Annotated in this window: 20 protein-coding genes; 15 read left to right on the top strand and 5 right to left on the bottom strand. The window is 64.4% G+C overall.

Annotation, left to right across the window (positions count from 1 at the left end):
- The first annotated feature begins 80 nt into the window (after positions 1-80).
- Together IVA91_RS11675 and IVA91_RS11670 are read left to right on the top strand one after the other, a co-directional pair.
- Positions 81-1,451, top strand: a complete 1,371-nt coding sequence (locus IVA91_RS11675; protein WP_247281770.1) for a glutamate--cysteine ligase — start codon at positions 81-83, stop codon at positions 1,449-1,451.
- A 110-nt stretch (positions 1,452-1,561) separates the two neighbouring features.
- Entirely contained in the window at positions 1,562-2,128 is a 567-nt protein-coding gene (locus IVA91_RS11670; RefSeq protein ID WP_247282045.1) for a PAN domain-containing protein, read from the top strand.
- Positions 2,129-2,186: 58 nt separating this feature from the next.
- Here IVA91_RS11670 and IVA91_RS11665 read toward each other — a convergent pair whose 3' ends face one another.
- The 4 genes from IVA91_RS11665 to IVA91_RS11650 all read right to left on the bottom strand — a co-directional run bounded on the left by IVA91_RS11665 (position 2,187) and on the right by IVA91_RS11650 (position 5,723).
- The gene (locus IVA91_RS11665; protein ID WP_247281769.1) at positions 2,187-2,756 is read right to left on the bottom strand and encodes a nucleotidyltransferase family protein; all 570 of its coding nucleotides are present in this window, start codon (positions 2,754-2,756) and stop codon (positions 2,187-2,189) included.
- Between the two features lie 117 nt (positions 2,757-2,873).
- Positions 2,874-3,653: a signal peptidase I gene (lepB, locus tag IVA91_RS11660; protein WP_247281768.1), complete on the bottom strand. Its 780-nt coding sequence runs from the start codon at positions 3,651-3,653 to the stop codon at positions 2,874-2,876.
- Positions 3,650-5,077, bottom strand: a complete 1,428-nt coding sequence (tldD, locus tag IVA91_RS11655) for a metalloprotease TldD (RefSeq protein WP_247281767.1) — start codon at positions 5,075-5,077, stop codon at positions 3,650-3,652. Before tldD ends, lepB begins: the two co-directional genes overlap by 4 nt.
- Before the next feature lie 112 nt (positions 5,078-5,189).
- Positions 5,190-5,723: an invasion associated locus B family protein gene (locus IVA91_RS11650; RefSeq protein ID WP_247281766.1), complete on the bottom strand. Its 534-nt coding sequence runs from the start codon at positions 5,721-5,723 to the stop codon at positions 5,190-5,192.
- A 448-nt stretch (positions 5,724-6,171) separates the two neighbouring features.
- Here IVA91_RS11650 and coxB point away from each other — a divergent pair, with 448 nt between their 5' ends.
- From coxB to IVA91_RS11605, 9 genes are all read left to right on the top strand, one after another.
- Entirely contained in the window at positions 6,172-7,011 is an 840-nt protein-coding gene (gene coxB / locus IVA91_RS11645; protein ID WP_247458768.1) for a cytochrome c oxidase subunit II, read from the top strand.
- Positions 7,012-7,098: 87 nt separating this feature from the next.
- Positions 7,099-8,715 carry a cytochrome c oxidase subunit I gene (gene ctaD / locus IVA91_RS11640; RefSeq protein ID WP_247281764.1) on the top strand — a complete coding sequence of 539 codons (1,617 nt, stop codon included), beginning with the start codon at positions 7,099-7,101 and terminating at the stop codon, positions 8,713-8,715.
- Between the two features lie 61 nt (positions 8,716-8,776).
- Complete coding sequence (locus IVA91_RS11635; RefSeq protein WP_247281763.1) at positions 8,777-9,721, top strand: heme o synthase; 945 nt, start codon at positions 8,777-8,779, stop codon at positions 9,719-9,721.
- 7 nt (positions 9,722-9,728) lie between these two features.
- Positions 9,729-9,893 carry a CoxF protein gene (locus tag IVA91_RS11630; RefSeq protein ID WP_247281762.1) on the top strand — a complete coding sequence of 55 codons (165 nt, stop codon included), beginning with the start codon at positions 9,729-9,731 and terminating at the stop codon, positions 9,891-9,893.
- 5 nt (positions 9,894-9,898) lie between these two features.
- On the top strand, positions 9,899-10,543 hold the full coding sequence (locus IVA91_RS11625) for a cytochrome c oxidase assembly protein (protein ID WP_247281761.1): 645 nt from the start codon (positions 9,899-9,901) through the stop codon (positions 10,541-10,543).
- Between the two features lie 80 nt (positions 10,544-10,623).
- Positions 10,624-11,520: a cytochrome c oxidase subunit 3 gene (locus tag IVA91_RS11620; RefSeq protein WP_247281760.1), complete on the top strand. Its 897-nt coding sequence runs from the start codon at positions 10,624-10,626 to the stop codon at positions 11,518-11,520.
- 99 nt (positions 11,521-11,619) lie between these two features.
- Positions 11,620-12,021 carry a DUF983 domain-containing protein gene (locus IVA91_RS11615; RefSeq protein ID WP_247281759.1) on the top strand — a complete coding sequence of 134 codons (402 nt, stop codon included), beginning with the start codon at positions 11,620-11,622 and terminating at the stop codon, positions 12,019-12,021.
- Positions 12,018-12,779 carry an SURF1 family cytochrome oxidase biogenesis protein gene (locus IVA91_RS11610; RefSeq protein ID WP_247281758.1) on the top strand — a complete coding sequence of 254 codons (762 nt, stop codon included), beginning with the start codon at positions 12,018-12,020 and terminating at the stop codon, positions 12,777-12,779. Before IVA91_RS11615 ends, IVA91_RS11610 begins: the two co-directional genes overlap by 4 nt.
- A gap of 105 nt (positions 12,780-12,884) precedes the next feature.
- Positions 12,885-13,250, top strand: coding sequence for a nuclear transport factor 2 family protein (locus IVA91_RS11605; RefSeq protein ID WP_247281757.1), 366 nt, complete (start codon positions 12,885-12,887; stop codon positions 13,248-13,250).
- A 54-nt stretch (positions 13,251-13,304) separates the two neighbouring features.
- Here IVA91_RS11605 and IVA91_RS11600 read toward each other — a convergent pair whose 3' ends face one another.
- Entirely contained in the window at positions 13,305-14,639 is a 1,335-nt protein-coding gene (locus IVA91_RS11600) for a histidine kinase (protein WP_247421701.1), read from the bottom strand.
- 87 nt (positions 14,640-14,726) lie between these two features.
- On the opposite strand from IVA91_RS11600, the gene IVA91_RS11595 reads away from it, so the two are divergent.
- The 4 genes from IVA91_RS11595 to IVA91_RS11580 all read left to right on the top strand — a co-directional run bounded on the left by IVA91_RS11595 (position 14,727) and on the right by IVA91_RS11580 (position 19,251).
- On the top strand, positions 14,727-15,371 hold the full coding sequence (locus IVA91_RS11595) for a response regulator transcription factor (RefSeq protein ID WP_247281755.1): 645 nt from the start codon (positions 14,727-14,729) through the stop codon (positions 15,369-15,371).
- Between the two features lie 546 nt (positions 15,372-15,917).
- Positions 15,918-17,336 (top strand): threonine synthase, encoded by a 1,419-nt coding sequence (gene thrC / locus IVA91_RS11590; RefSeq protein WP_247281754.1) that lies wholly within the window; start codon positions 15,918-15,920, stop codon positions 17,334-17,336.
- Positions 17,333-18,622: a pitrilysin family protein gene (locus tag IVA91_RS11585; RefSeq protein WP_247281753.1), complete on the top strand. Its 1,290-nt coding sequence runs from the start codon at positions 17,333-17,335 to the stop codon at positions 18,620-18,622. Before thrC ends, IVA91_RS11585 begins: the two co-directional genes overlap by 4 nt.
- Before the next feature lie 41 nt (positions 18,623-18,663).
- The gene (locus IVA91_RS11580) at positions 18,664-19,251 is read left to right on the top strand and encodes a GNAT family protein (RefSeq protein WP_247281752.1); all 588 of its coding nucleotides are present in this window, start codon (positions 18,664-18,666) and stop codon (positions 19,249-19,251) included.
- Positions 19,252-19,386 lie beyond the last annotated feature (135 nt).

Here is a 19,386-nt window from a genome sequence, read left to right as displayed (position 1 = left end):
ACGTCCGCGCGCCCGGCGGGTTCGCGGAGGCTCCCGTCACCCGCGCGTTCGGTCGAAGCGCTTTTTGATTAGAGTTTGATATGGCGCGAGACCAGATCGACATGACGCCACTGCAATCGCGCGACGAGCTCGTCGCGTGGTTCGAGGCCGGCTGCAAGGATCCGTCCGAATTCCGCATGGGGACCGAGCACGAGAAGACGCCGTTCACGCTCGAAGGCCACCGACCGGTGCCTTACGAGGGGGCGCGCGGCATCGGCGCGCTGCTCGAGGGCATGAAGCTCCTGCTCGGCTGGGAGCCGATCATGGAGCAGGGCAATATCATCGGCCTCTACGACGTCACCGGCGGCGGTGCCATCTCCCTCGAGCCCGGCGGACAGTTCGAGCTCTCCGGCGCGCCGGTCGAGAACGTGCACCAGACCCAGAGCGAGCTGATGGCGCATCTGGCGCAAGTGCGCGAGATCGCAACCCCGCTCGGCATCGGCTTCCTCGGGCTCGGCATGACGCCGTCCTGGTCGCGCGCGGACATCCCGGTGATGCCCAAGGGCCGCTACAAGATCATGACCAATTACATGCCGAAGGTCGGTCAATATGGCCTCGACATGATGTACCGGACTTGCACCGTGCAGACCAATCTCGACTTCTCCTCGGAAGCCGACATGGTCAAGAAGCTGCGCGTCTCGCTCGCGCTTCAACCGGTCGCGACCGCGCTGTTCGCCAATTCGCCGTTTACCGAAGGCAAGCCGAACGGCTTTCTCTCCTTCCGCTCCGAGATTTGGCGCGACACCGACAATGCGCGTTCGGGCATGATGCCGTGGGCGTTCGAGGATGGCATGGGCTTCGAGCGCTATGTCGATTACGCGCTCGACGTGCCCATGTATTTCGTCAAGCGCGGCGAGCAGTACATCGACGTATCGGGCTCCTCGTTCCGTGCCTTCTTCGACGGCCGCAACAACAATCTTCCCGGCGAGCGACCGACGCTGTCGGACTGGGCCAATCACCTCTCGACGATCTTCCCGGAAGTCCGGCTCAAGCGCTATCTCGAGATGCGCGGCTCCGACGGTGGTCCGTGGGGCCGGTTGCCGGCGCTGCCGGCGTTCTGGGTCGGGCTGCTCTACGACGATGTCTCGCTCGACGCCGCTTGGGAAATCGTGAAGCACTGGAGCGCGCCTGAACGTCAGGCCTTGCGCGACGACGTGCCGCGCTTCGGCTTCAAGTCGCGGATCAGGGATCGCTATCTCTTCGAGGTCGCCAAGGAGTGCCTGGTTCTCGCACATGCCGGCCTGCGCCGGCGTGGCCGGCTCGACCAGCTCGGCCGCGATGAGACGAGGCATTTGGAGCCGCTCGATCGCATCATCGAGTTCGGCCGGACGCCGGCTGAGGAGATGCTGGACAAGTTTAATGGTCCCTGGAAGGGCTCGGTGGAACCTGCCTACGCGGAATACGCTTTCTAGATTAGGCTAATAGCAGGCAATTGAGCCGTTCATCGCCCGTACAGGTTTGCGGCGATCAAATGATCGGCTGGAAAAACCTGTGCATCGTCAATAACTCGAAAGCTGTTCCGATGGGAAAGGGCCGCCTGCCTGGGGTCGTCATGGCCCGCGTCTTGGCTTGCGTCGCGCTGCTTTCGCTCCTGTTTGCGAGCGCGCCGGCGCCGGCGCAGACGGCGTTCGACCGCCCAGGCGGCGACTATTTCAACACGCCGGTCACTTCGGGCGACCCTGAGGATTGCGCGCTGCTGTGCGAGCGTGACCGCCGTTGCCGCTCCTGGAGTTTCAACTATCCCGACGTCGAGGGCGGCTCGGCGGTGTGCTGGCTCAAGAATACGGTGCCGACGCGGGTGCCGGGCAATTGCTGCATCTCCGGGGTGCGCGGCGCTGGCGTGATCGAGCCGCGCATCGAGGGTGTGGAAACGTCGATCGATCGCCCGGGCGGCGACCTGCGCAATTTCGAGCTCAAGGTCGGCGAGGGCGAGGAGACCTGCAAGGCCGCCTGCACCGCCGACAACAAATGCCGCGCCTTCACCTATGCCCGTCCCGGCTACACCGGGCGCGAGGCGCGCTGTTTCCTGAAGAAGGAAATCAAGCCGCCGCGGCGGAAGGCTGGGTTCACGTCCGGCGTTGTGAGATAGGCCTGTGTCCCGGACAAGACACATCGCTGGCGATGTGTCTTGTCCGGGACACGAGAGGTTACGCGCCCGCCGCAATCACGGTAAGCTCCGGCCACAGCGCCTTCCATCGCGCGGATTTTGCCTCGTAATTGGCGGCGGAAAAACTCAGCGCCCGATTGGGCCGTACGATCAGCCTCGCGACGTCGTCGAACCCGTGCGGCGCATAGACATCGAAACCGTCGCCCGCGCGTCTCACTCCGATTTGCGTGTTCTGCGTCAGGAAGCGGTCGATGCCGTCGGTCGAGCATGTCAGCGGTGGATAGGGCAGACCGTGCTTGTCGGGGTACCACAGATGCACGCGCGCCTGGTTACGAACCTCGACCTTGGCGGCGAGATGCGCGAGCCGCGCATGCAGCGTGCGGATCACCGCATCCTCCGCCTCCCAGGAGGTATCGGAATCGAAATAGAACACGTCGTAATCGGCGATACCGTGATCGATCGGGCGGCTCGTGACCGCGTTCCACACCGATTGCACTAGGCAGCCTGCGACCAGCCACGCATCCGGCAGCGCGAGTCGGCCGAGTTCATCGACGATCGCGGCGTTGACATGGTTTTGCAGAGCGAGAGCGAGGAATTCGTCTTTGCTCATGGCAAACCGTAGGAATCGTAGGGTGGTCAAAGGCGCGCGCTCCTTCGCGCGTCGTGACCACCATCACTTACGATAGAAGCGGTGGGCACTTTGCCCACCCTACGATCTACACTCTACTCAATGCACAGCGGTGAAGAACCGTGCGAGCCTGAAGCCGGAGAGCCAGGTCCACACCGGCTGGCCGCGGATGCCGAGATCCCAGGAGCCGAGCACCGCGTCCGCGCGGCCGACCAGGTTGTCGATCGGCAACAGGCCGACGCCGCCGGAGCGCAAAGGTACGCGGCTGTCGGCGGAATTGTCACGGTTGTCGCCGAGCACGAACAGATGGCCTGCTGGCACCGTCACCTCAGGCGTGTTGTCGAGGGGGCCGTTGTCGCGCATCTTGAAGATCAGGTGCGACACGCCGTTCGGCAACGTCTCGACATAGCGGTAGGCTGGCTCGCTGCCGCCCTTGTCGTCCTCGGCAGCGCCAACGCCATCGGGCTTCAGCTCGGCGGGACGGTCGTTGATGAAGAGCTGCCCCTGCCGCATCTGGATGCGGTCGCCAGGCAAGCCGACGACGCGTTTGACCCAGGCCTGCGAGCGATCACCTGGCCAGCGGAACACGACGACGTCGCCCAGTTTCGGCGTCTCCGCGAACACGCGGCCAGTCTCCGGCAGGTTGATCTGAATCGGCAGCGACGAGGTGCCGTAGCCATAGGGAAATTTCGAGGCGAGCAGCGCATCGCCGATCAGCAGCGTCGGCTCCATCGAGCCCGACGGCACGTAGAACGGTTCGGCGAGCGCGCCCTTGGCAATGAACACGGCGGCGACGATGCCGGCGAGTTGCATCAGCTGTCCGCCCCAGCCACTGCTCTTCCGCTTGGTGGTGACAGTGACCTTTTCTTCAACGCTCATGCGCCCGTTCCACCCACCGTGATGCGTTCCATCAGAAGCGACGGCTGGCCGACCCCAACAGGCACGCCCTGGCCGTTCTTGCCGCAAGTACCGATGCCGGTGTCGAGCGCGAGGTCGTTGCCGATCATGCGGATGCGGTGCAGGTCGGTCGGCCCGTTGCCGATCAGCATGGCGCCCTTCAGGGGCGCCCCCAGCTTGCCGTTTTCGATCTTATAGGCCTCGGTGCACTGGAACACGTATTTGCCCGAGGTGATGTCGACCTGGCCACCGCCGAAATTCGCGGCGAACACGCCGTTCTTCACGGAGGCGAGGATCTCGGCGGGATCGCGGTCGCCCGCGAGCATGTAAGTGTTGGTCATGCGCGGCATCGGCACATGGGCGTAGCCTTGGCGGCGGCCGTTGCCGGTCGGCTTCATGTTCATCAGGCGCGCGTTCTGGCGGTCCTGCATGTAGCCGACCAGGATGCCGTCCTCGATCAGCACGGTGCGATTGGTCGGCGTGCCCTCGTCGTCAATGGAGAGCGAGCCGCGGCGCGAGGCGATGGTGCCGTCGTCGACCACGGTGACGCCCTTGGCCGCGACCTGCTGGCCCATCAGGCCGGCAAAGGCCGAGGTCTTCTTGCGGTTGAAGTCGCCCTCGAGGCCGTGGCCGACCGCTTCATGCAGCATCACGCCGGGCCAGCCGGCGCCCAGCACCACATCCATCTCGCCGGCGGGAGCCGGAATCGATTCCAGATTGACCAGCGCCTCGCGCAGCGCGCCCTCGGCGGCTTCGCGCCAGGACCTGCTCTCGATGAATTCGCCATAGCCGGCGCGGCCGCCATAGCCCTTGCTGCCGCTCTCCTGACGATCGCCCTGGCCGGCGACGACGGAGATGTTGACGCGCACGAGCGGGCGGACATCGCGATAGCTCTCGCCATCGGGGCGCAGGATCTCGACCACCTGCCAGGTCGCGCCCAGGCTGACGCTGACCTGCCGCACCCGCGGATCCTTGTCGCGCAAGTAGGCATCGATCTCGGCGAGCAGCTTGACCTTCGTCTCGAAGCCCGGAGCATCCAGCGGATTGTCGTCGCCATAGAGCCGCACATTGGTGTGCGGGGGCGGAGCCGCAAAACTGCCGGAATAGCCGCCGCGCACGGCCGCGACCGCATCCGCGGCGCGAATCAGCGCCGGCAGCGACACGTCGGAGGAATGCGCATAGCCGACCGCGTCGTCCTTGACGGCGCGCAGGCCAAAGCCTTGCGAGGTGTCATAGGTCGCCTGCTTCAGCCGCCCATTGTCGAACATCAGCGCTTCGGTCTGGCTGTATTCCAGGAACAATTCGCCGTCGTCGGCACCGGCCAGCCCGCGCGCAACCTCGTTGCGAACCTGGTCGCGGTCGAGATTGGCGCGGTCGAGCAGGGAGGTTGTGGCAGGGTTGGTCATGCGTCCGTCCATTATCGGGAGGTGTGGGGCAAGATAATGATTTCGGAACGGTTCCGCGAGGGCACGAAGCCTCACATTACGGAAACAATAGGATCGCCCTCGATCTCACACCCTACGGCAGCTTGTCGTATCCCTCACCCAGCCCATTCAGGCTGAGCGGGAAACCGATGCCCTCTTCCGGGGTCTCGAAGATGATGAAGGTGGCGGTCTTGGCGCCGCGGAGCTGGCCCAGCAGCTTGTCGTCCATCACCACCTCCGCCACGCAGCCATTGGGCAGGCATCTGACAAAACCGGCGCGGCCGACGTCCTGGTTGTCGAGCTTGAGGCCGAGGCCGGAAGGCAAGAGCACGCCGAGCGGAGCGACCACCCGCATCAGGCGGCTCTTCTGGTCGGCGGTCTTGAGCACGATCACGGTCAGGCCGGCATTGGAGCGGTCTTCCGCCACCACGCTCTGGATCAGGGCGCATTGCTCGGTCTGGGCACCGGGCGGGGTGTCGCAGCGGATCTGCCAGTCGCCATGGACGGAGCGCACCGCGCCCTGCGCATGGGCCAGGCCAGGCAGCGCCAGGACGGCGAGCGCCACCAGCAGGGTGGCCAGCATCGTGGGCCCGCCAGCCTGCCTTGCCATGCTTCTCGAAAGCCCCATCGGGTCGGTCCCTCTGCTCGCCTGGTTCGCTCGCACCTGGCGGACTGATACGGGAATGACGGCGGCTTGAAGGCAATTCCCAAGCAAATATCGCGCCGCCGCGCGCCACCATCGCCCGCACGAATCAGGTTCCTGCGCGGCCGTCTGTCAGTGCCTACCGCGGGCAATCTCGCTGTCAAGCCGCAGCATGCCGGGAAACGGTATTTTTGTCTGATGTTACTAGGAAATATCTTGCGGGTGATGCCTGGCAGCTGAGGCCCAAGACTGCATTGCGATAGATCGAGAATTATGGTTTGAGAGGCTTGATTTCGGCGTTCTAGCGATCTGGCCCCAATTCCTCTTAGAGGTATTCTTGCGCGGCGGTTTGTCAGACGGGCGGATGGAATAAGCGTTTCCCGGAAATAGGGAAATGCACGTGGGGTGATTTCGTAAGGGGAGCGCGAACGGCATGAGGATGTCGATGGGCCGGATGGGCCGGCAGTTGCTGGGATTGGCCGTGGCGGGTCTGACGCTGGCGACGGGCGGTGTGGCATTCGCCGAGCTCGGGCAACCGGCACCGTGGGAGTGGACGCTCCAGCAATCCGGCTCGCCGGTGATGGACAACATCGTTTGGTTCCACAACTTCCTGTTCGTGCTGATCACCCTGATCACGCTGTTCGTCCTGGCGCTGCTCGTGGTGGTGGTCGTCAAGTTCAACGCGAGGGCCAACCCGGTGCCGTCGCGGACCACCCACAACACGCTGATCGAGGTGGCCTGGACGCTCGTTCCGGTGCTGATCCTGGTCGGCATCTCGGTGCCGTCGTTCCGGCTGCTGTTCCTCGAGCTCGACGTGCCGAAGGCGGACCTGACGATCAAGGCGACCGGCAAGCAGTGGTACTGGTCGTATGCCTATCCTGATAACGGCAAGTTCGAGTTCGACTCGTTGATGGCCCAGGACAAGCAGCCCCGCTTGCTCGGCGTGGACAACGAGATGGTGGTGCCCGTCAACAAGGTGGTTCGGGTCCAGGTCACCGGCGCGGACGTCATCCACGCCTTCGCGCTGCCGGCTTTCGGCATCAAGATCGACGCCATTCCAGGCCGGCTGAACGAGACCTGGTTCAAGGCGGCAAAGACCGGCACGTTCTACGGCCAGTGCTCGGAGCTGTGCGGCAAGGATCACGCCTTCATGCCGATCGCGATCCGCGTGGTCGACGACCAGGAGTTCGCCTCCTGGGTCGAGACGGCAAAGAAGAAATTCGCGAGCGGCGGCACCAGCACCTACGCCTCCGCGGCCGGCCCGACGCAGTAAGCGCCGGGCGGAAGCTCGAGGGACTGAAAGCGATATGAAGGGCGGGACCGCATACGGTCCGAATGGGACGCAAGGCAGGATTTGAATATGGCAACGAGCGCAGCGGCACATAGCGATCACGCGCATCATGACGAGCACGCCCATCCGACCGGATGGCGGCGCTACGTCTATTCGACCAACCACAAGGACATCGGCACGATGTACCTGATCTTCGCGGTCGTCGCCGGCGTCATCGGCGCCGCGATGTCGATCGCGATCCGGGCCGAGCTGATGTATCCGGGTGTGCAGATCTTCCACGAGACGCACACCTATAACGTCTTCGTGACCTCTCACGGCCTGATTATGATCTTCTTCATGGTCATGCCCGCGATGATCGGCGGGTTCGGCAATTGGTTCGTGCCGCTGATGATCGGCGCGCCCGACATGGCGTTCCCGCGCATGAACAACATCTCGTTCTGGCTGCTGCCGGCCTCCTTCGCGCTGCTGCTGATGTCGACCTTCGTCGAGGGCGAGCCGGGCGCCAACGGCGTCGGCGCCGGCTGGACTATGTATGCGCCGCTGTCGAGCTCCGGTCACCCCGGCCCGGCCGTCGACTTCGCGATCCTGTCGCTGCATCTGGCGGGCGCCTCGTCGATTCTCGGCGCCATCAATTTCATCACCACGATCTTCAACATGCGCGCGCCGGGCATGACCCTGCACAAGATGCCGCTGTTCGTGTGGTCGATCCTGGTTACAGTGTTCCTGCTGCTGTTGTCGCTGCCGGTGCTCGCCGGTGCGATCACCATGCTGCTCACCGACCGCAATTTCCATACGACGTTCTTCGCGCCCGAGGGCGGCGGCGATCCCGTGCTGTTCCAGCACCTGTTCTGGTTCTTCGGTCACCCCGAAGTGTACATCCTGATCCTGCCCGGCTTCGGTATGATCAGCCAGATCGTCTCGACCTTCTCGCGCAAGCCCGTGTTCGGCTATCTCGGCATGGCCTACGCCATGGTTGCGATCGGCGGCATCGGCTTCGTGGTGTGGGCGCACCACATGTACACGGTCGGCATGTCCTCGGCGACGCAGGCCTATTTCGTCGCCGCCACCATGGTCATTGCGGTTCCGACCGGCGTGAAGATCTTCTCCTGGATCGCCACGATGTGGGGCGGGTCGATCGAATTCCGCGCGCCGATGATCTGGGCGGTAGGCTTCATCTTCCTGTTCACGGTCGGTGGCGTCACCGGCGTCGTGCTGGCGAACGCGGGCGTCGACCGCGTGCTCCAGGAGACCTATTACGTCGTCGCGCACTTCCATTACGTGCTGTCGCTCGGCGCCGTGTTCGCGATCTTTGCGGGCTGGTACTACTGGTTCCCGAAAATGTCGGGTTACATGTACAATGAGTGGCTGGCCAAGCTGCACTTCTGGGTGACCTTCATCGGCGTCAACCTGGTGTTCTTCCCGCAGCACTTCCTCGGCCTGTCGGGGATGCCGCGCCGCTACGTCGACTATCCCGACGCGTTCGCGGGCTGGAACCTGATCTCGTCCCTCGGCTCCTACATCTCCGGATTCGGCGTGCTGATCTTCCTCTACTGCGTCCTCGACGCCTACATGAAGAAGGTGCCTGCCGGTAACAATCCCTGGGGTGCGGGCGCAACCACGCTGGAGTGGACGCTGCCCTCGCCGCCGCCGTTCCACCAGTTCGAAGTGCTGCCTCGGGTGCAGTAAGCCATCGCACGCGGCGCCCGTGACGGGCGCCGCGGCTCTATCAGGAAGCGAGCTGAATTAAGTGTCCGTCCTCGACCACAATGCCGTCGACATCAATCCTCGCATCTCCGAAGCGGAGGTCGGCGATTACATCGCGCTGCTCAAGCCGCGCGTGATGTCGCTGGTGATCTTCACCGCGCTGGTCGGGATGGCGATGGCACCCGGGCATTTCCACCCCGTGCTGGCGATCACCTCGCTCCTCTGCATCGCCGTTGGTGCGGGCGCCTCCGGCGCGCTCAACATGGCGCTCGAGGGCGACATCGACGCCAAGATGTCGCGTACGGCGAACCGGCCAATCCCGCGCGGCCGCGTCACCCGCCCCGAGGCGACGGCGTTCGGCATGACGCTCGCCTTCTTCTCGGTGATGACGCTCGGCATCCTCGTCAACTGGATCGCGGGCGCGCTGCTCGCCTTCACCATCTTCTTCTACGTCGTGATCTACACGATGGGCCTGAAGCGTCGGACCGCGCAGAACATCGTGATCGGCGGCGCCGCCGGCGCGCTGCCGCCGGTGGTGGCCTGGGCCGCCGTGACGGGCACGGTCGACGTCGAGCCACTGCTGCTGTTTGCCATCATCTTCTTCTGGACGCCGCCGCACTTCTGGGCGCTGGCGTTGTTCCGCTCCGACGATTATGCGCGCGCCGGCATTCCGATGCTGCCCAACGTCGCCGGTCCCGATGCGACGCGGCTCCAGATCCTGCTCTACACGATCGTGCTGATCGCGGTCGCCGCCGCACCCTGGGCGCTCGGCTATTTCGACGCCGTCTACGGCATCGTCTCGCTGATCCTCGGCGCCGGCATGCTGGTGCTCGCCATCAATGTCTACATGCGTCGCGAGCGCAGCCAGTCGCTGCGTGCCACCCGCAAGCTGTTTGCATTCTCCATCCTTTATCTGTTTGCGCTGTTCGCCACCCTGCTGGCGCAGGTTGTATTCCGGGCGCTTGCTCCGATGGCATGGGGCGCATGAGGCAGGGATGGCCGACAAATCCGAGCCAGATGGAATCGTCCTCACCGAGGCGCAGAAGAAGAGCCGTCGTCAGCGCTCCATTGCCATTGCTTTGGCGCTCGGCGTGCTCGTGGTGCTGTTCTTCGCCGTCACCATGGTCAAGGGGCCGGCCGTTCTAGTGCGGCCGATGTAGGAAACATGGATCACGAGCCGACCATACCGCAGGATCAGAGCCGGACGGCGGGCAAGGGCCGCATCGGTGGTCTTGGCCGCGATGCGCTGGTCGCCTCGATCTGCGGCGGCGTGGTGGCGCTGATGGTGGGGGCATCCTACGCGGCGGTGCCGTTCTACAACTGGTTCTGCCGCGCCACCGGCTTCAACGGCACGACTCAAGTCGCGACCTCCGCGCCGGCCACCGGCCCGATCGCGCGAAAAATCTCGGTGCGGTTCGATTCCAACGTCGCGCCGGGCCTGCCCTGGAAGTTCGAGCCCGAGCAGAGCGAGATCGAGGTCAATATCGGTCAGGTGACGACGGTCTACTACACCGTGACGAACCAGGCCGCGCGCACCACCGCGGGCCAGGCCGCCTATAACGTCGCGCCGCTGACGGTCGGGTCATATTTCCAGAAGATCAACTGCTTCTGCTTCACCGAGCAGACCATGGCGCCCGGCGAGAAGCGGGAAATGCCGGTCGTGTTCTATGTCGATCCGTCGATCGCCGAGGATCGCGAGAACGATGGGCTGAACACGATCACGCTGTCCTACACGTTCTATTCGGTGAAGGATCCTGTGGTGAAGCCGCTGGCATCGGGTGATGACGACAAACGCAAGGGAAATCTCTGATCGCCGGGCGCACGCTCGGGGGATTGGACGCAAGGGGATAAGTGCCTGACAGGCACGGGATTGAGGAGAGAGACCGCAAAATGGCAACGGCGCACACCAAGCATCACGACTACCATCTGGTCGATCCCTCTCCCTGGCCGGCCGTCGGTTCGCTGTCGGCCTTCATTATGGCGGTTGGCGCGATCGCCTGGATGCACCACATGTTCTCGGCTGCGCCGATCGTGTTCGGTGTGGGCACCGTCGGCGTGCTCTACACCATGGCGAGCTGGTGGGGCGACGTGATCAAGGAAGCCCAGTACAAGGGCGACCACACCCGCGTCGTGCAGCTCCATCACCGCTACGGCATGATCCTGTTCATCGCCTCCGAGGTGATGTTCTTCGTGGCCTGGTTCTGGGCCTATTTCAACGCCGCGCTGTTCCCGGCTGACGCCGTCCATGCCACGCGTGATGCGGTGTTCGGCTGCGGCCTTGGCACCCAGGCCGGCGCCTGCTCCGTTCCCGGCACCTGGCCGCCGAAGGGCATCGAGACCTTCGATCCCTGGCATCTGCCGCTCCTGAACACGTTGATCCTGCTCACCTCCGGCACCACAGTGACCTGGGCGCACCATGCGCTGCTCGAGAACGACCGTCAGGGCCTGAAATACGGCCTGATCCTCACCGTCGTGCTGGGTGCGCTCTTCACCTGCGTGCAGGCCTATGAGTACAGCCACGCGGCATTCTCGTTCGGCGGCAACGTCTATGGCGCGACCTTCTTCATGGCGACCGGCTTCCATGGCTTCCACGTGCTGGTCGGCACCATCTTCCTGCTGGTCTGCCTGTTCCGCGCCTATGCCGGCCACTTCACGCCGACCCAGCATCTCGGCTTCGAGTTCGCCGCCTGGTACTGGCACTTCGTCGACGTGGTTTGGCTGTTCCTGTTCCTTTGCATCTATGTCTGGGGACACGGCGCCGAGACCATGGCTCACGGCGCGCACTGAGCTGCGAGGCAGATGATTCAGAAAGGGCGGCCGCAGGGCCGCCCTTTCGCTTTCCGGCCGCCTGAAGCCTTGGCGGAAACTGTGATAGAGATTGCCATCATGGACGACACCGCCGGCCCATCCGAGTCCGAAACCACGGTCCTGCAAAGCGCGCTGCGCGGGCTCGCCTGCAAATGTCCGCGCTGCGGCGAGGGCAAGCTCTATGCGGGCTTCCTGACACTCGCGCCTCGCTGCGAGCGCTGCGGTCTCGACTATGCTTTCATCGATACCGGTGACGGTCCGGCGATCTTCATCATCATGCTGGCCGGCGCGATCGTGGTCGGCTGCGCGCTCGTCGTCGAGGTCAAGTATCAGCCGCCGTTCTGGCTGCACGCGGTGCTCTGGCTGCCGCTGATTCTCGCCACCACGCTTTTGCCGCTGCGCGCGATGAAGTCGCTGCTGATCGCGCTGCAATTCCACCACAAGGCGGCGCCGGGCCGACTCATCGACCGCGCGAAATGAACCGGACCGTGCGCAAGCCTCGCGTGGCCGGCTTTGGGCTGTTCACGCTGCTCCTGACGGCTGTGTTCGTCGCACTTGGCATCTGGCAATTGCAGCGCCGGACAGCCAAGCACGAGCTGATCGCTGCTCTCACTGAACGGCTTGCGGCCGCGCCGGTCGCGCTTCCGGCGCCCGCGCAATGGGCGGCGCTCAATCCCGCGCGCGATGAATTCCGCCGCGTCAGCTTCTCCGCAACCTACGTCCCGCTGCCCGATGCGATGGTTTATTCCTCCGGCTCGGCCGTGCGCAAGGACGCCTCCGGTCCCGGCACCTGGGCATTCCTGCCGGCGCGGCTTCCGAGCGGCGAGATGGTCGTGATCGATGCCGGTTTCGTCGAGAACACGATGCAGGATCGCGCCATCGAGGATCGCGCGGTGAAGAAGCTCGTCACGGGCCAGCCGGTCGTGCTCACCGGCTATCTCAGGTTCCCGGAAGCACCGGGCTGGCTGACACCTGCGGAGAACCGCGAGAAGCGGCTCTGGTTCGTGCGCGATCATCTGGCAATCGCGAGCGCGCTCGGCTGGGGGACGGTTGCGCCGTTCTATGTCGACCTCGAGCAGCCGGTGCCCGAGAACAGCGTTCCACGTCCCGGTCCGCTCGACGTGCATCTGAAAGACGATCACCTGCAATACGCGATCACCTGGTTCACGCTCGCAGGCGCCCTGCTGATCGCCTTCGCGGTGTGGGCGAGGGGGCGGCAAGACCGAACTCATCCGTAGATCAACCGAGGGAACCCGGTATCGTCCGGGCTTTACCGTTCAGCGCACATTCACGAGTGTGGTTCTAAGCCGCCACTAGTGTCCGCGGCAGGACAGGATTGCAGCGTGAGCGATTTCGACCAGATGGGAATTGTCATTGACTGGGTAGATGCCTGCCGCAAGGGCGACCTCGCGGCGCTGCTCGATCTATATGCGGACGACGCCGAGCTTGAATGCATCTGCAACGGAACGCAGCGCCATCGCGGCCGAAGCGAGCTCGAAAGCTATTGGAGACCGCGACTTGGCACCCTGTCGTTGGCGGGCTTCAGGCTGGAAGAGATCGATCCAGGGTCCGACGGCGTCGATCTCGAATATTCCATCGCTGGCGCGCTGCGTATTCACGCCTCGTTTCGCTTCAGCACGGAAGGCAAGATCCGCAGCACGCTGTGCGAGCCGGCGCGACAGAACGCGCATGTTGGCTGCGCGTGCTAGCTAGGGCATGATCCGGAAAAGTGTGTAGCGGTTTTCCGAAAAGATCATGCTCAGCTAAACCGGCGCCTCCCGGGTCGGCGCAGCCGGAAGACGGCATCGGACATAGGTTCGTTCATTCGCGCGCAGCAGTGACAGCGATCCGCTGAGCGCGCGAACGCGCTCATGCATGCCGGTCAGGCCCCGGCCGAAGACGTTGTCGGCGGGAAAGCCGCCGCCATCGTCGGAGATCTCGATGACGAGCGTCTCACCGGTGATGGTCGTCTGCACATGGGCGTTGCTCGCTTTGGCATGGCGCAGCACGTTGGTCAGCGCCTCCTGGATCAACCGATAGACGGTCCGCGCCAGCGGCCCGTCTAATCCGTTGAGGCGGGGGTCAATCGTGTCCGTCAAACCGATATGCGGTGCCTGCTTGCGAAAGTTTTGAAGCAGTGTCTGCACGCTGGTCGCGAGGCCCAGTTCCTCAACATAGAGCGGCCGCAGCCGGTCGAGAATACGGCGGTTGGCCTGCTGGAGCGCCTCGACCGATTGCAGCACCTCTTGCGCCGAATTGCCGAGATTTCCCACGGCAGGCGCGGCCTCGATCAGCGCGACCGCGCCGGCGCGGATGCCGAACAGAAGCGGGCCGAGTTCGTCGTGCAATTCGCGGGCGAGGTCGCGCCGCTCATCGTCCTGAAGCGACACCAGCCGATGCAACAGGTCGCGATTGTCCTGGCTCAATTGCGCCAACGTGCCCGCCAGCGCGTTCGCCACCTCGCAGCTCTGCCGGATCTCCGGCGGCCCTGCCACCGGGATCGGTTTTGTGTAGTCGCCGCGTCGCATTCGCGTGAGTCCTTCGCCGAGCTGCTGCAGGGGGCGTAGCGCCGACTCCGCCAGGACGTAGGCGATGGTGCCGGTAAGCGCCATTAGCCCGGCGATCAGGCCGGTGAGCGCGAGGAAGCCGATCCATTTCTCGAACAGCTCGGCGGATAGGTCGGGCACGAAGACGACATCGCCGACACGCTCGCCGTCGATCGTCACCGGGGATGCCGCGTCCATTTCGGGGATGGTGATCAGGTCGATGAACCATTGCGGCACGCTATGCGGCGTGCGCGGGTCGTCCTTCGGGGAGCGCGCGGGACCCGCTTCCACGGAACGGAATTGGATATCAGAGGAGGTGTCCAACGATTGGACAAACGCATCGAGCGTCCGTCGTGGATTGTCCGAAGCGCGCAGCGTGTTGTTGAGCGCGGTGGCGATGGCCCGGGTCGAACGCCGGCCTGGCTCATTCTCCTCAACGAGCTGGCCCCCTGCGAAGGTCTGAAGCAGCACGCCGCCGAGGATCAGTGCCGCGAGAAGGCTCGCGCCGAGCGGAAGAAACAGTTGCGTCCTGAACGAGAGTTGTTGCCACATTAGGTCAATTCTAACGTGTTTTGGCGGAATTCTCTCTTTCCATTTGTTCCCGCCGGTCTATGAGTCGAGAAAGCAAGTGAGCCTGCGATGCAAGATACCGCCAAGCCGGCAACCAAGGTCCTGATCGTCGACGACCACCCTGTGGTGCTGTCCGGTTGCCGCACCCTGTTCGCGTCCGACCAGTCGATCCGTATCGACGAGGCGAACGATGCGAAATCCGGGCACCGCGCCTATATCAGCAAGCGGCCCGACGTTACCGTGATCGACATCAGCCTGCCTGATGTCTCCGGCTTCGAGCTGATGCGACGCATTCGGAAGGACGATCCGGACGCCAAGATCATCATGTTCAGCATGAACGATGATCCGGCCTTCGTGGTGCGGGCGGTCGAGCTTGGGGCCCAAGGCTATGTCTCCAAGGGTGACGATCCCAGGATCCTGCTGAAAGCGGTGCGCAAAGTGGTCGCGGGCGATAATTTCATCTCTCCGCAGCTTGCGGAAGCCGTGACGTTTTCCGGTGCCGCAATCAAGGCCAATCCAGCCTCGCAGATGACGCCGCGGGAGCTCGAGATTCTTCGTCTGCTCGGACGCGGCGACAAAATCGTCGAGGTCGCCGAGGCGCTCGGCATCTCCTACAAGACTGTCGCGAACACGACGTCCCTGCTCAAGCAGAAGTTAGGGGCCAAGAACCATTCCGACCTGATCCGGATCGCAGTGGAAATCGGGATGAATTGACCTCCCGCCAACGACCGAACCGGCTGCTCCAGGAGGCAGCGGTTCGGTCGACGGATCGGCGTCGCTATCGGCCGGGCAATGCATGGGCGATGGCCGGCACCGTCCGCCGACCCAATCGGCCGCCACGGCATTCGTTCCTCAGGCAGGCCATGGGTTAGGGAAAAGACGGCAATATCACGCAAGTCATTGCTCATATCCGCGAAAGAAGGCCTGGAGCACGCCGGGAAAAACTGGAACATCTTCCCCCGCCCGCCGTTTTGGCTCTTGACGATTTGACGACAGCTGACGAAAGCTTGGGTGAACAGTTTTAGCGGGTCGAACGACCCGACGAGGCAACCGGTCTGCACACAACGACAGACCTTCCAAGAGAAGGGCTGCGGCAATGCCGCAGCCCTTTTTCATTGGGCCACGGGGCGAGCGGAAGCGGTTTCCCGATGCCGCAAAACACTTTATGGTGGCTCAAAGCCTCTGGCTGTTAACAAGTAATTTCGTAAAATCAAAGGCTTAACGAGCGAGCTCAGACTCGGTTGGCCTTTGGAGGGCAGTTTGACTCGTTATATCTCGACCCGGGGCGAAGCCCCCGAACTCGGCTTCTGCGACGTGATGCTGACCGGGCTAGCCCGCGATGGCGGGCTGTACGTGCCGGCCGTTTGGCCGCAGCTTTCGGCGCAGACCATCGCCGGCTTCTTCGGCCGCGCCTATTGGGAGGTCGCGGTCGACGTGATTCGCCCCTTCGCCGGCGGCGAGATCACGGACGCCGAGCTTGGCCGCATGGCCAACGAGGCCTATGCCACCTTCCGCCATCCCGCGGTGGTGCCGCTGCGCCAGATGTCGCCGCATCAGTTCGTGCTCGAGCTGTTCCACGGCCCGACGCTCGCCTTCAAGGACGTGGCGATGCAGCTGATCTCGCGGCTGATGGACCATGTGCTCGCCAAGCGCGGCCAGCGCACCACCATCGTGGTCGCAACCTCCGGCGATACCGGCGGCGCCGCGGTCGAAGCCTTTGCGGGTCTGGAGAATGTTGACCTCATCGTGCTGTTTCCGCATGGCCGCATCTCCGAGGTGCAGCAGCGGATGATGACGACGACCGGTGCGGCCAATGTGCACGCGCTCGCCGTCGAAGGCACCTTCGACGACTGCCAGGCGCTCGTGAAGGGGATGTTCAACAACCATCGCTTTCGCGATGCGACGTCCCTGTCCGGCGTCAACTCGATCAACTGGGCGCGTATCGTCGCCCAGGTGGTCTACTATTTCACGTCGGCCGTTGCCGTCGGTGCACCGGCGCGCGCGGTGGATTTCGTCGTGCCGACCGGCAATTTCGGCGACATCTTTGCCGGCTACGTCGCCAAGCGCATGGGGCTGCCGGTGCGTACGCTGCACATCGCCGCCAACGTCAACGACATCCTGGCCCGCACGCTCAAGACCGGGATCTACGAGGTGCGCGAAGTGCACGCCACGGCGTCGCCGTCGATGGACATCCAGATCTCGTCGAATTTCGAGCGGCTGCTGTTCGAGGCTGGCCGGCGCGATGCGGCCGGCGTGCGCCGTCTGATGGATTCACTGAAGCAGTCCGGGCGTTTCGTGCTGCCCGATGCGACGCTGGCCGCGATCCGCGAGGCGTTCGACGCAGGCCGTGCCGACGAGACCGAAACCGCGGCCGCGATCCGCGCCGCTTGGCGCGAGGCGGGCGAGCTGGTCGATCCCCATACCGCGGTGGCGCTCGCGGTCGCCGACCGCGACACCACCGACACGACGGTCCCGAGCATCGTGCTCTCTACCGCCCATCCGGCCAAATTCCCCGACGCCGTCGAGGCGGCCTGCGGCCAGCGGCCGCAACTGCCCGCCTGGCTCGACGGATTGATGACCAAATCCGAACACATGAAGGTGATGAAGAACGATCAGGCCGAGGTCGAGCGGTTCGTGCTGTCGGTCAGCCGCGCCGCAAAGCAAGGAGTTGCCGGATGAGCGTCGAGATTTCCAAGCTTGCCTCCGGCCTGACCGTCGTCACCGACAAAATGCCCCATCTCGAGACTGCGGCGCTCGGCGTCTGGGCCGGCGTCGGCGGGCGCGACGAGAAGCCGAACGAGCACGGCATCTCGCATCTCCTGGAGCACATGGCGTTCAAGGGTACGACCAAGCGCTCCTCGCGCGAGATCGTCGAGGAGATCGAGGCGGTCGGCGGCGATCTCAATGCCGGCACCTCGACCGAGACCACGTCCTATTACGCGCGGGTGCTGAAGGCCGACGTGCCGCTCGCGCTCGACGTGCTCGCCGACATCCTCGCCAATCCTGCCTTCGAGCCGGACGAGCTGGAGCGCGAGAAGAACGTCATCGTGCAGGAGATCGGGGCTGCGCAGGACACACCCGACGACGTCGTGTTCGAGCATCTCAACGAGCTCTGCTATCCCGACCAGCCGATGGGCCGCTCGCTGCTCGGCACCGCCAAGACGCTGCGCGGCTTCAACCGCGACATGCTCCGCGGCTATCTGTCGACGCATTATCGCGGGCCCGACATGGTGGTGGCCGCCGCCGGCGCGGTCGATCACAAGCAGGTGGTCGCCGAGGTCGAGCAGCGCTTCGCGAGCTTTGAGGCGACGCCGGGACCGAAGCCGCAATCCGCCCAGTTCGGCAAGGGCGGCGCCAAGGTGGTCCACCGCGAACTCGAGCAGGCGCATCTGACGCTGGCGCTCGAAGGGGTGCCGCAGACCGACCTGTCGCTGTTCTCGCTCCAGGTCTTCACCAACATTCTCGGCGGCGGGATGTCGTCGCGGCTGTTCCAGGAGGTGCGCGAGAAGCGCGGCCTCTGCTACTCCATCTACAGCTTCCACGCGCCCTACACCGACACCGGCTTCTTCGGCCTCTACACCGGCACCGATCCCGCCGACGCGCCGGAGATGATGGAGGTCGTGGTCGATGTCATGAATGATTCGGTGGAGACCCTGACCGAGGCCGAGATCGCGCGTGCCAAGGCGCAGATGAAGGCGGGCCTGCTGATGGCATTGGAGAGCTGCTCCTCCCGCGCCGAACAGCTCGCCCGGCATGTCCTGGCTTATGGCCGGCCGCAGACGGTGCAGGAGCTGGTGGCCCGGATCGACGCCGTCAGCGTCGAATCGACCCGGGATGCCGCGCGTGCGCTGCTTTCGCGCAGCCGCCCTGCGGTTGTTGCATTGGGTAGTGGCAGGGGTCTGGACACGGCGGTATCTTTTGCGGAAGGATTGACGCGGGCGCGTGCCAAGGCGCGGCTGCATTAAGAGCCGCCGCGCAAGGGGCGCCCGCTCCGGGAAGCATCACCATGGCCCTGTTCCGCCTGCCATCCAGTGGACCCGCCGCCCTCGCGCCGCGCGGCAACGGGCTGTTGCTGCGCGCCCCGCAGATGTCGGACTTCCTGCAATGGGCTCACTTGCGCGAAAGCAGCCGCGACTATCTCACCCCCTGGGAGCCGATCTGGCCGTCGGACGATCTCACCCGGTCCGGCTTTCGTCGCCGCTTGCGCCGCTATTCCGAGGACATTGCTGCGGACCGTTCCTATCCCTTTCTGATCTTCCGCGAGCTCGACGGCGCCATGGTCGGCGGCATCACGCTGGCCAATGTCCGGCGCGGCATCGTGCAGGCCGGCACCATCGGCTACTGGGTTGGGCAGCCTTACGCCCATCGCGGCTACATGACCGCCGCGCTGCGGGTGCTGCTGCCGACGCTGTTCGGCGAGCTCAATCTGCACCGCGTCGAGGCCGCTTGCATCCCCACCAATGCACCATCGATCCGGGTGCTGGAGAAGTGCGGCTTCTCGCGCGAGGGGCTGGCGCGCCGCTATCTCTGCATCAACGGGATCTGGCAGGATCACCTGCTGTTCGGCCTGCTGCATGAGGATTTTCGCGGTTGAGCTGCCACCTCCTGCGGCCAAAGTCTTGATCGTCCCGCCTTGTTTGCTGCCGTAATCTGCCTGCCTTGGGTTCGCCGATTTTGGCGATATAACGGCGCGGGCCGGCCAGCGATCGGCGCTGTGCTGTCATGGAGT

Origin of the sequence: Bradyrhizobium sp. 153, from assembly GCF_023073835.1 — a bacterium.
Lineage (GTDB): Bacteria > Pseudomonadota > Alphaproteobacteria > Rhizobiales > Xanthobacteraceae > Bradyrhizobium.
The sequence above is the reverse complement of the archived record's forward strand: the minus strand, read 5'-3'. Positions and strand labels throughout refer to the sequence as shown.

What these genes read in the sequence shown, in the direction of transcription:
- IVA91_RS11675 (WP_247281770.1), top strand. Translation starts at nt 81, where the DNA reads ATGGCGCGAGACCAGATCGACATGACGCCACTGCAATCGCGCGACGAG.
- IVA91_RS11670 (WP_247282045.1), top strand. Translation starts at nt 1,562, where the DNA reads ATGGGAAAGGGCCGCCTGCCTGGGGTCGTCATGGCCCGCGTCTTGGCT.
- IVA91_RS11665 (WP_247281769.1), bottom strand. Translation starts at nt 2,756, where the DNA reads ATGAGCAAAGACGAATTCCTCGCTCTCGCTCTGCAAAACCATGTCAAC.
- lepB (WP_247281768.1), bottom strand. Translation starts at nt 3,653, where the DNA reads ATGAGCGTTGAAGAAAAGGTCACTGTCACCACCAAGCGGAAGAGCAGT.
- tldD (WP_247281767.1), bottom strand. Translation starts at nt 5,077, where the DNA reads ATGACCAACCCTGCCACAACCTCCCTGCTCGACCGCGCCAATCTCGAC.
- IVA91_RS11650 (WP_247281766.1), bottom strand. Translation starts at nt 5,723, where the DNA reads ATGGGGCTTTCGAGAAGCATGGCAAGGCAGGCTGGCGGGCCCACGATG.
- coxB (WP_247458768.1), top strand. Translation starts at nt 6,172, where the DNA reads ATGAGGATGTCGATGGGCCGGATGGGCCGGCAGTTGCTGGGATTGGCC.
- ctaD (WP_247281764.1), top strand. Translation starts at nt 7,099, where the DNA reads ATGGCAACGAGCGCAGCGGCACATAGCGATCACGCGCATCATGACGAG.
- IVA91_RS11630 (WP_247281762.1), top strand. Translation starts at nt 9,729, where the DNA reads ATGGCCGACAAATCCGAGCCAGATGGAATCGTCCTCACCGAGGCGCAG.
- IVA91_RS11625 (WP_247281761.1), top strand. Translation starts at nt 9,899, where the DNA reads ATGGATCACGAGCCGACCATACCGCAGGATCAGAGCCGGACGGCGGGC.
- IVA91_RS11620 (WP_247281760.1), top strand. Translation starts at nt 10,624, where the DNA reads ATGGCAACGGCGCACACCAAGCATCACGACTACCATCTGGTCGATCCC.
- IVA91_RS11615 (WP_247281759.1), top strand. Translation starts at nt 11,620, where the DNA reads ATGGACGACACCGCCGGCCCATCCGAGTCCGAAACCACGGTCCTGCAA.
- IVA91_RS11610 (WP_247281758.1), top strand. Translation starts at nt 12,018, where the DNA reads ATGAACCGGACCGTGCGCAAGCCTCGCGTGGCCGGCTTTGGGCTGTTC.
- IVA91_RS11600 (WP_247421701.1), bottom strand. Translation starts at nt 14,639, where the DNA reads ATGTGGCAACAACTCTCGTTCAGGACGCAACTGTTTCTTCCGCTCGGC.
- IVA91_RS11595 (WP_247281755.1), top strand. Translation starts at nt 14,727, where the DNA reads ATGCAAGATACCGCCAAGCCGGCAACCAAGGTCCTGATCGTCGACGAC.
- IVA91_RS11585 (WP_247281753.1), top strand. Translation starts at nt 17,333, where the DNA reads ATGAGCGTCGAGATTTCCAAGCTTGCCTCCGGCCTGACCGTCGTCACC.
- IVA91_RS11580 (WP_247281752.1), top strand. Translation starts at nt 18,664, where the DNA reads ATGGCCCTGTTCCGCCTGCCATCCAGTGGACCCGCCGCCCTCGCGCCG.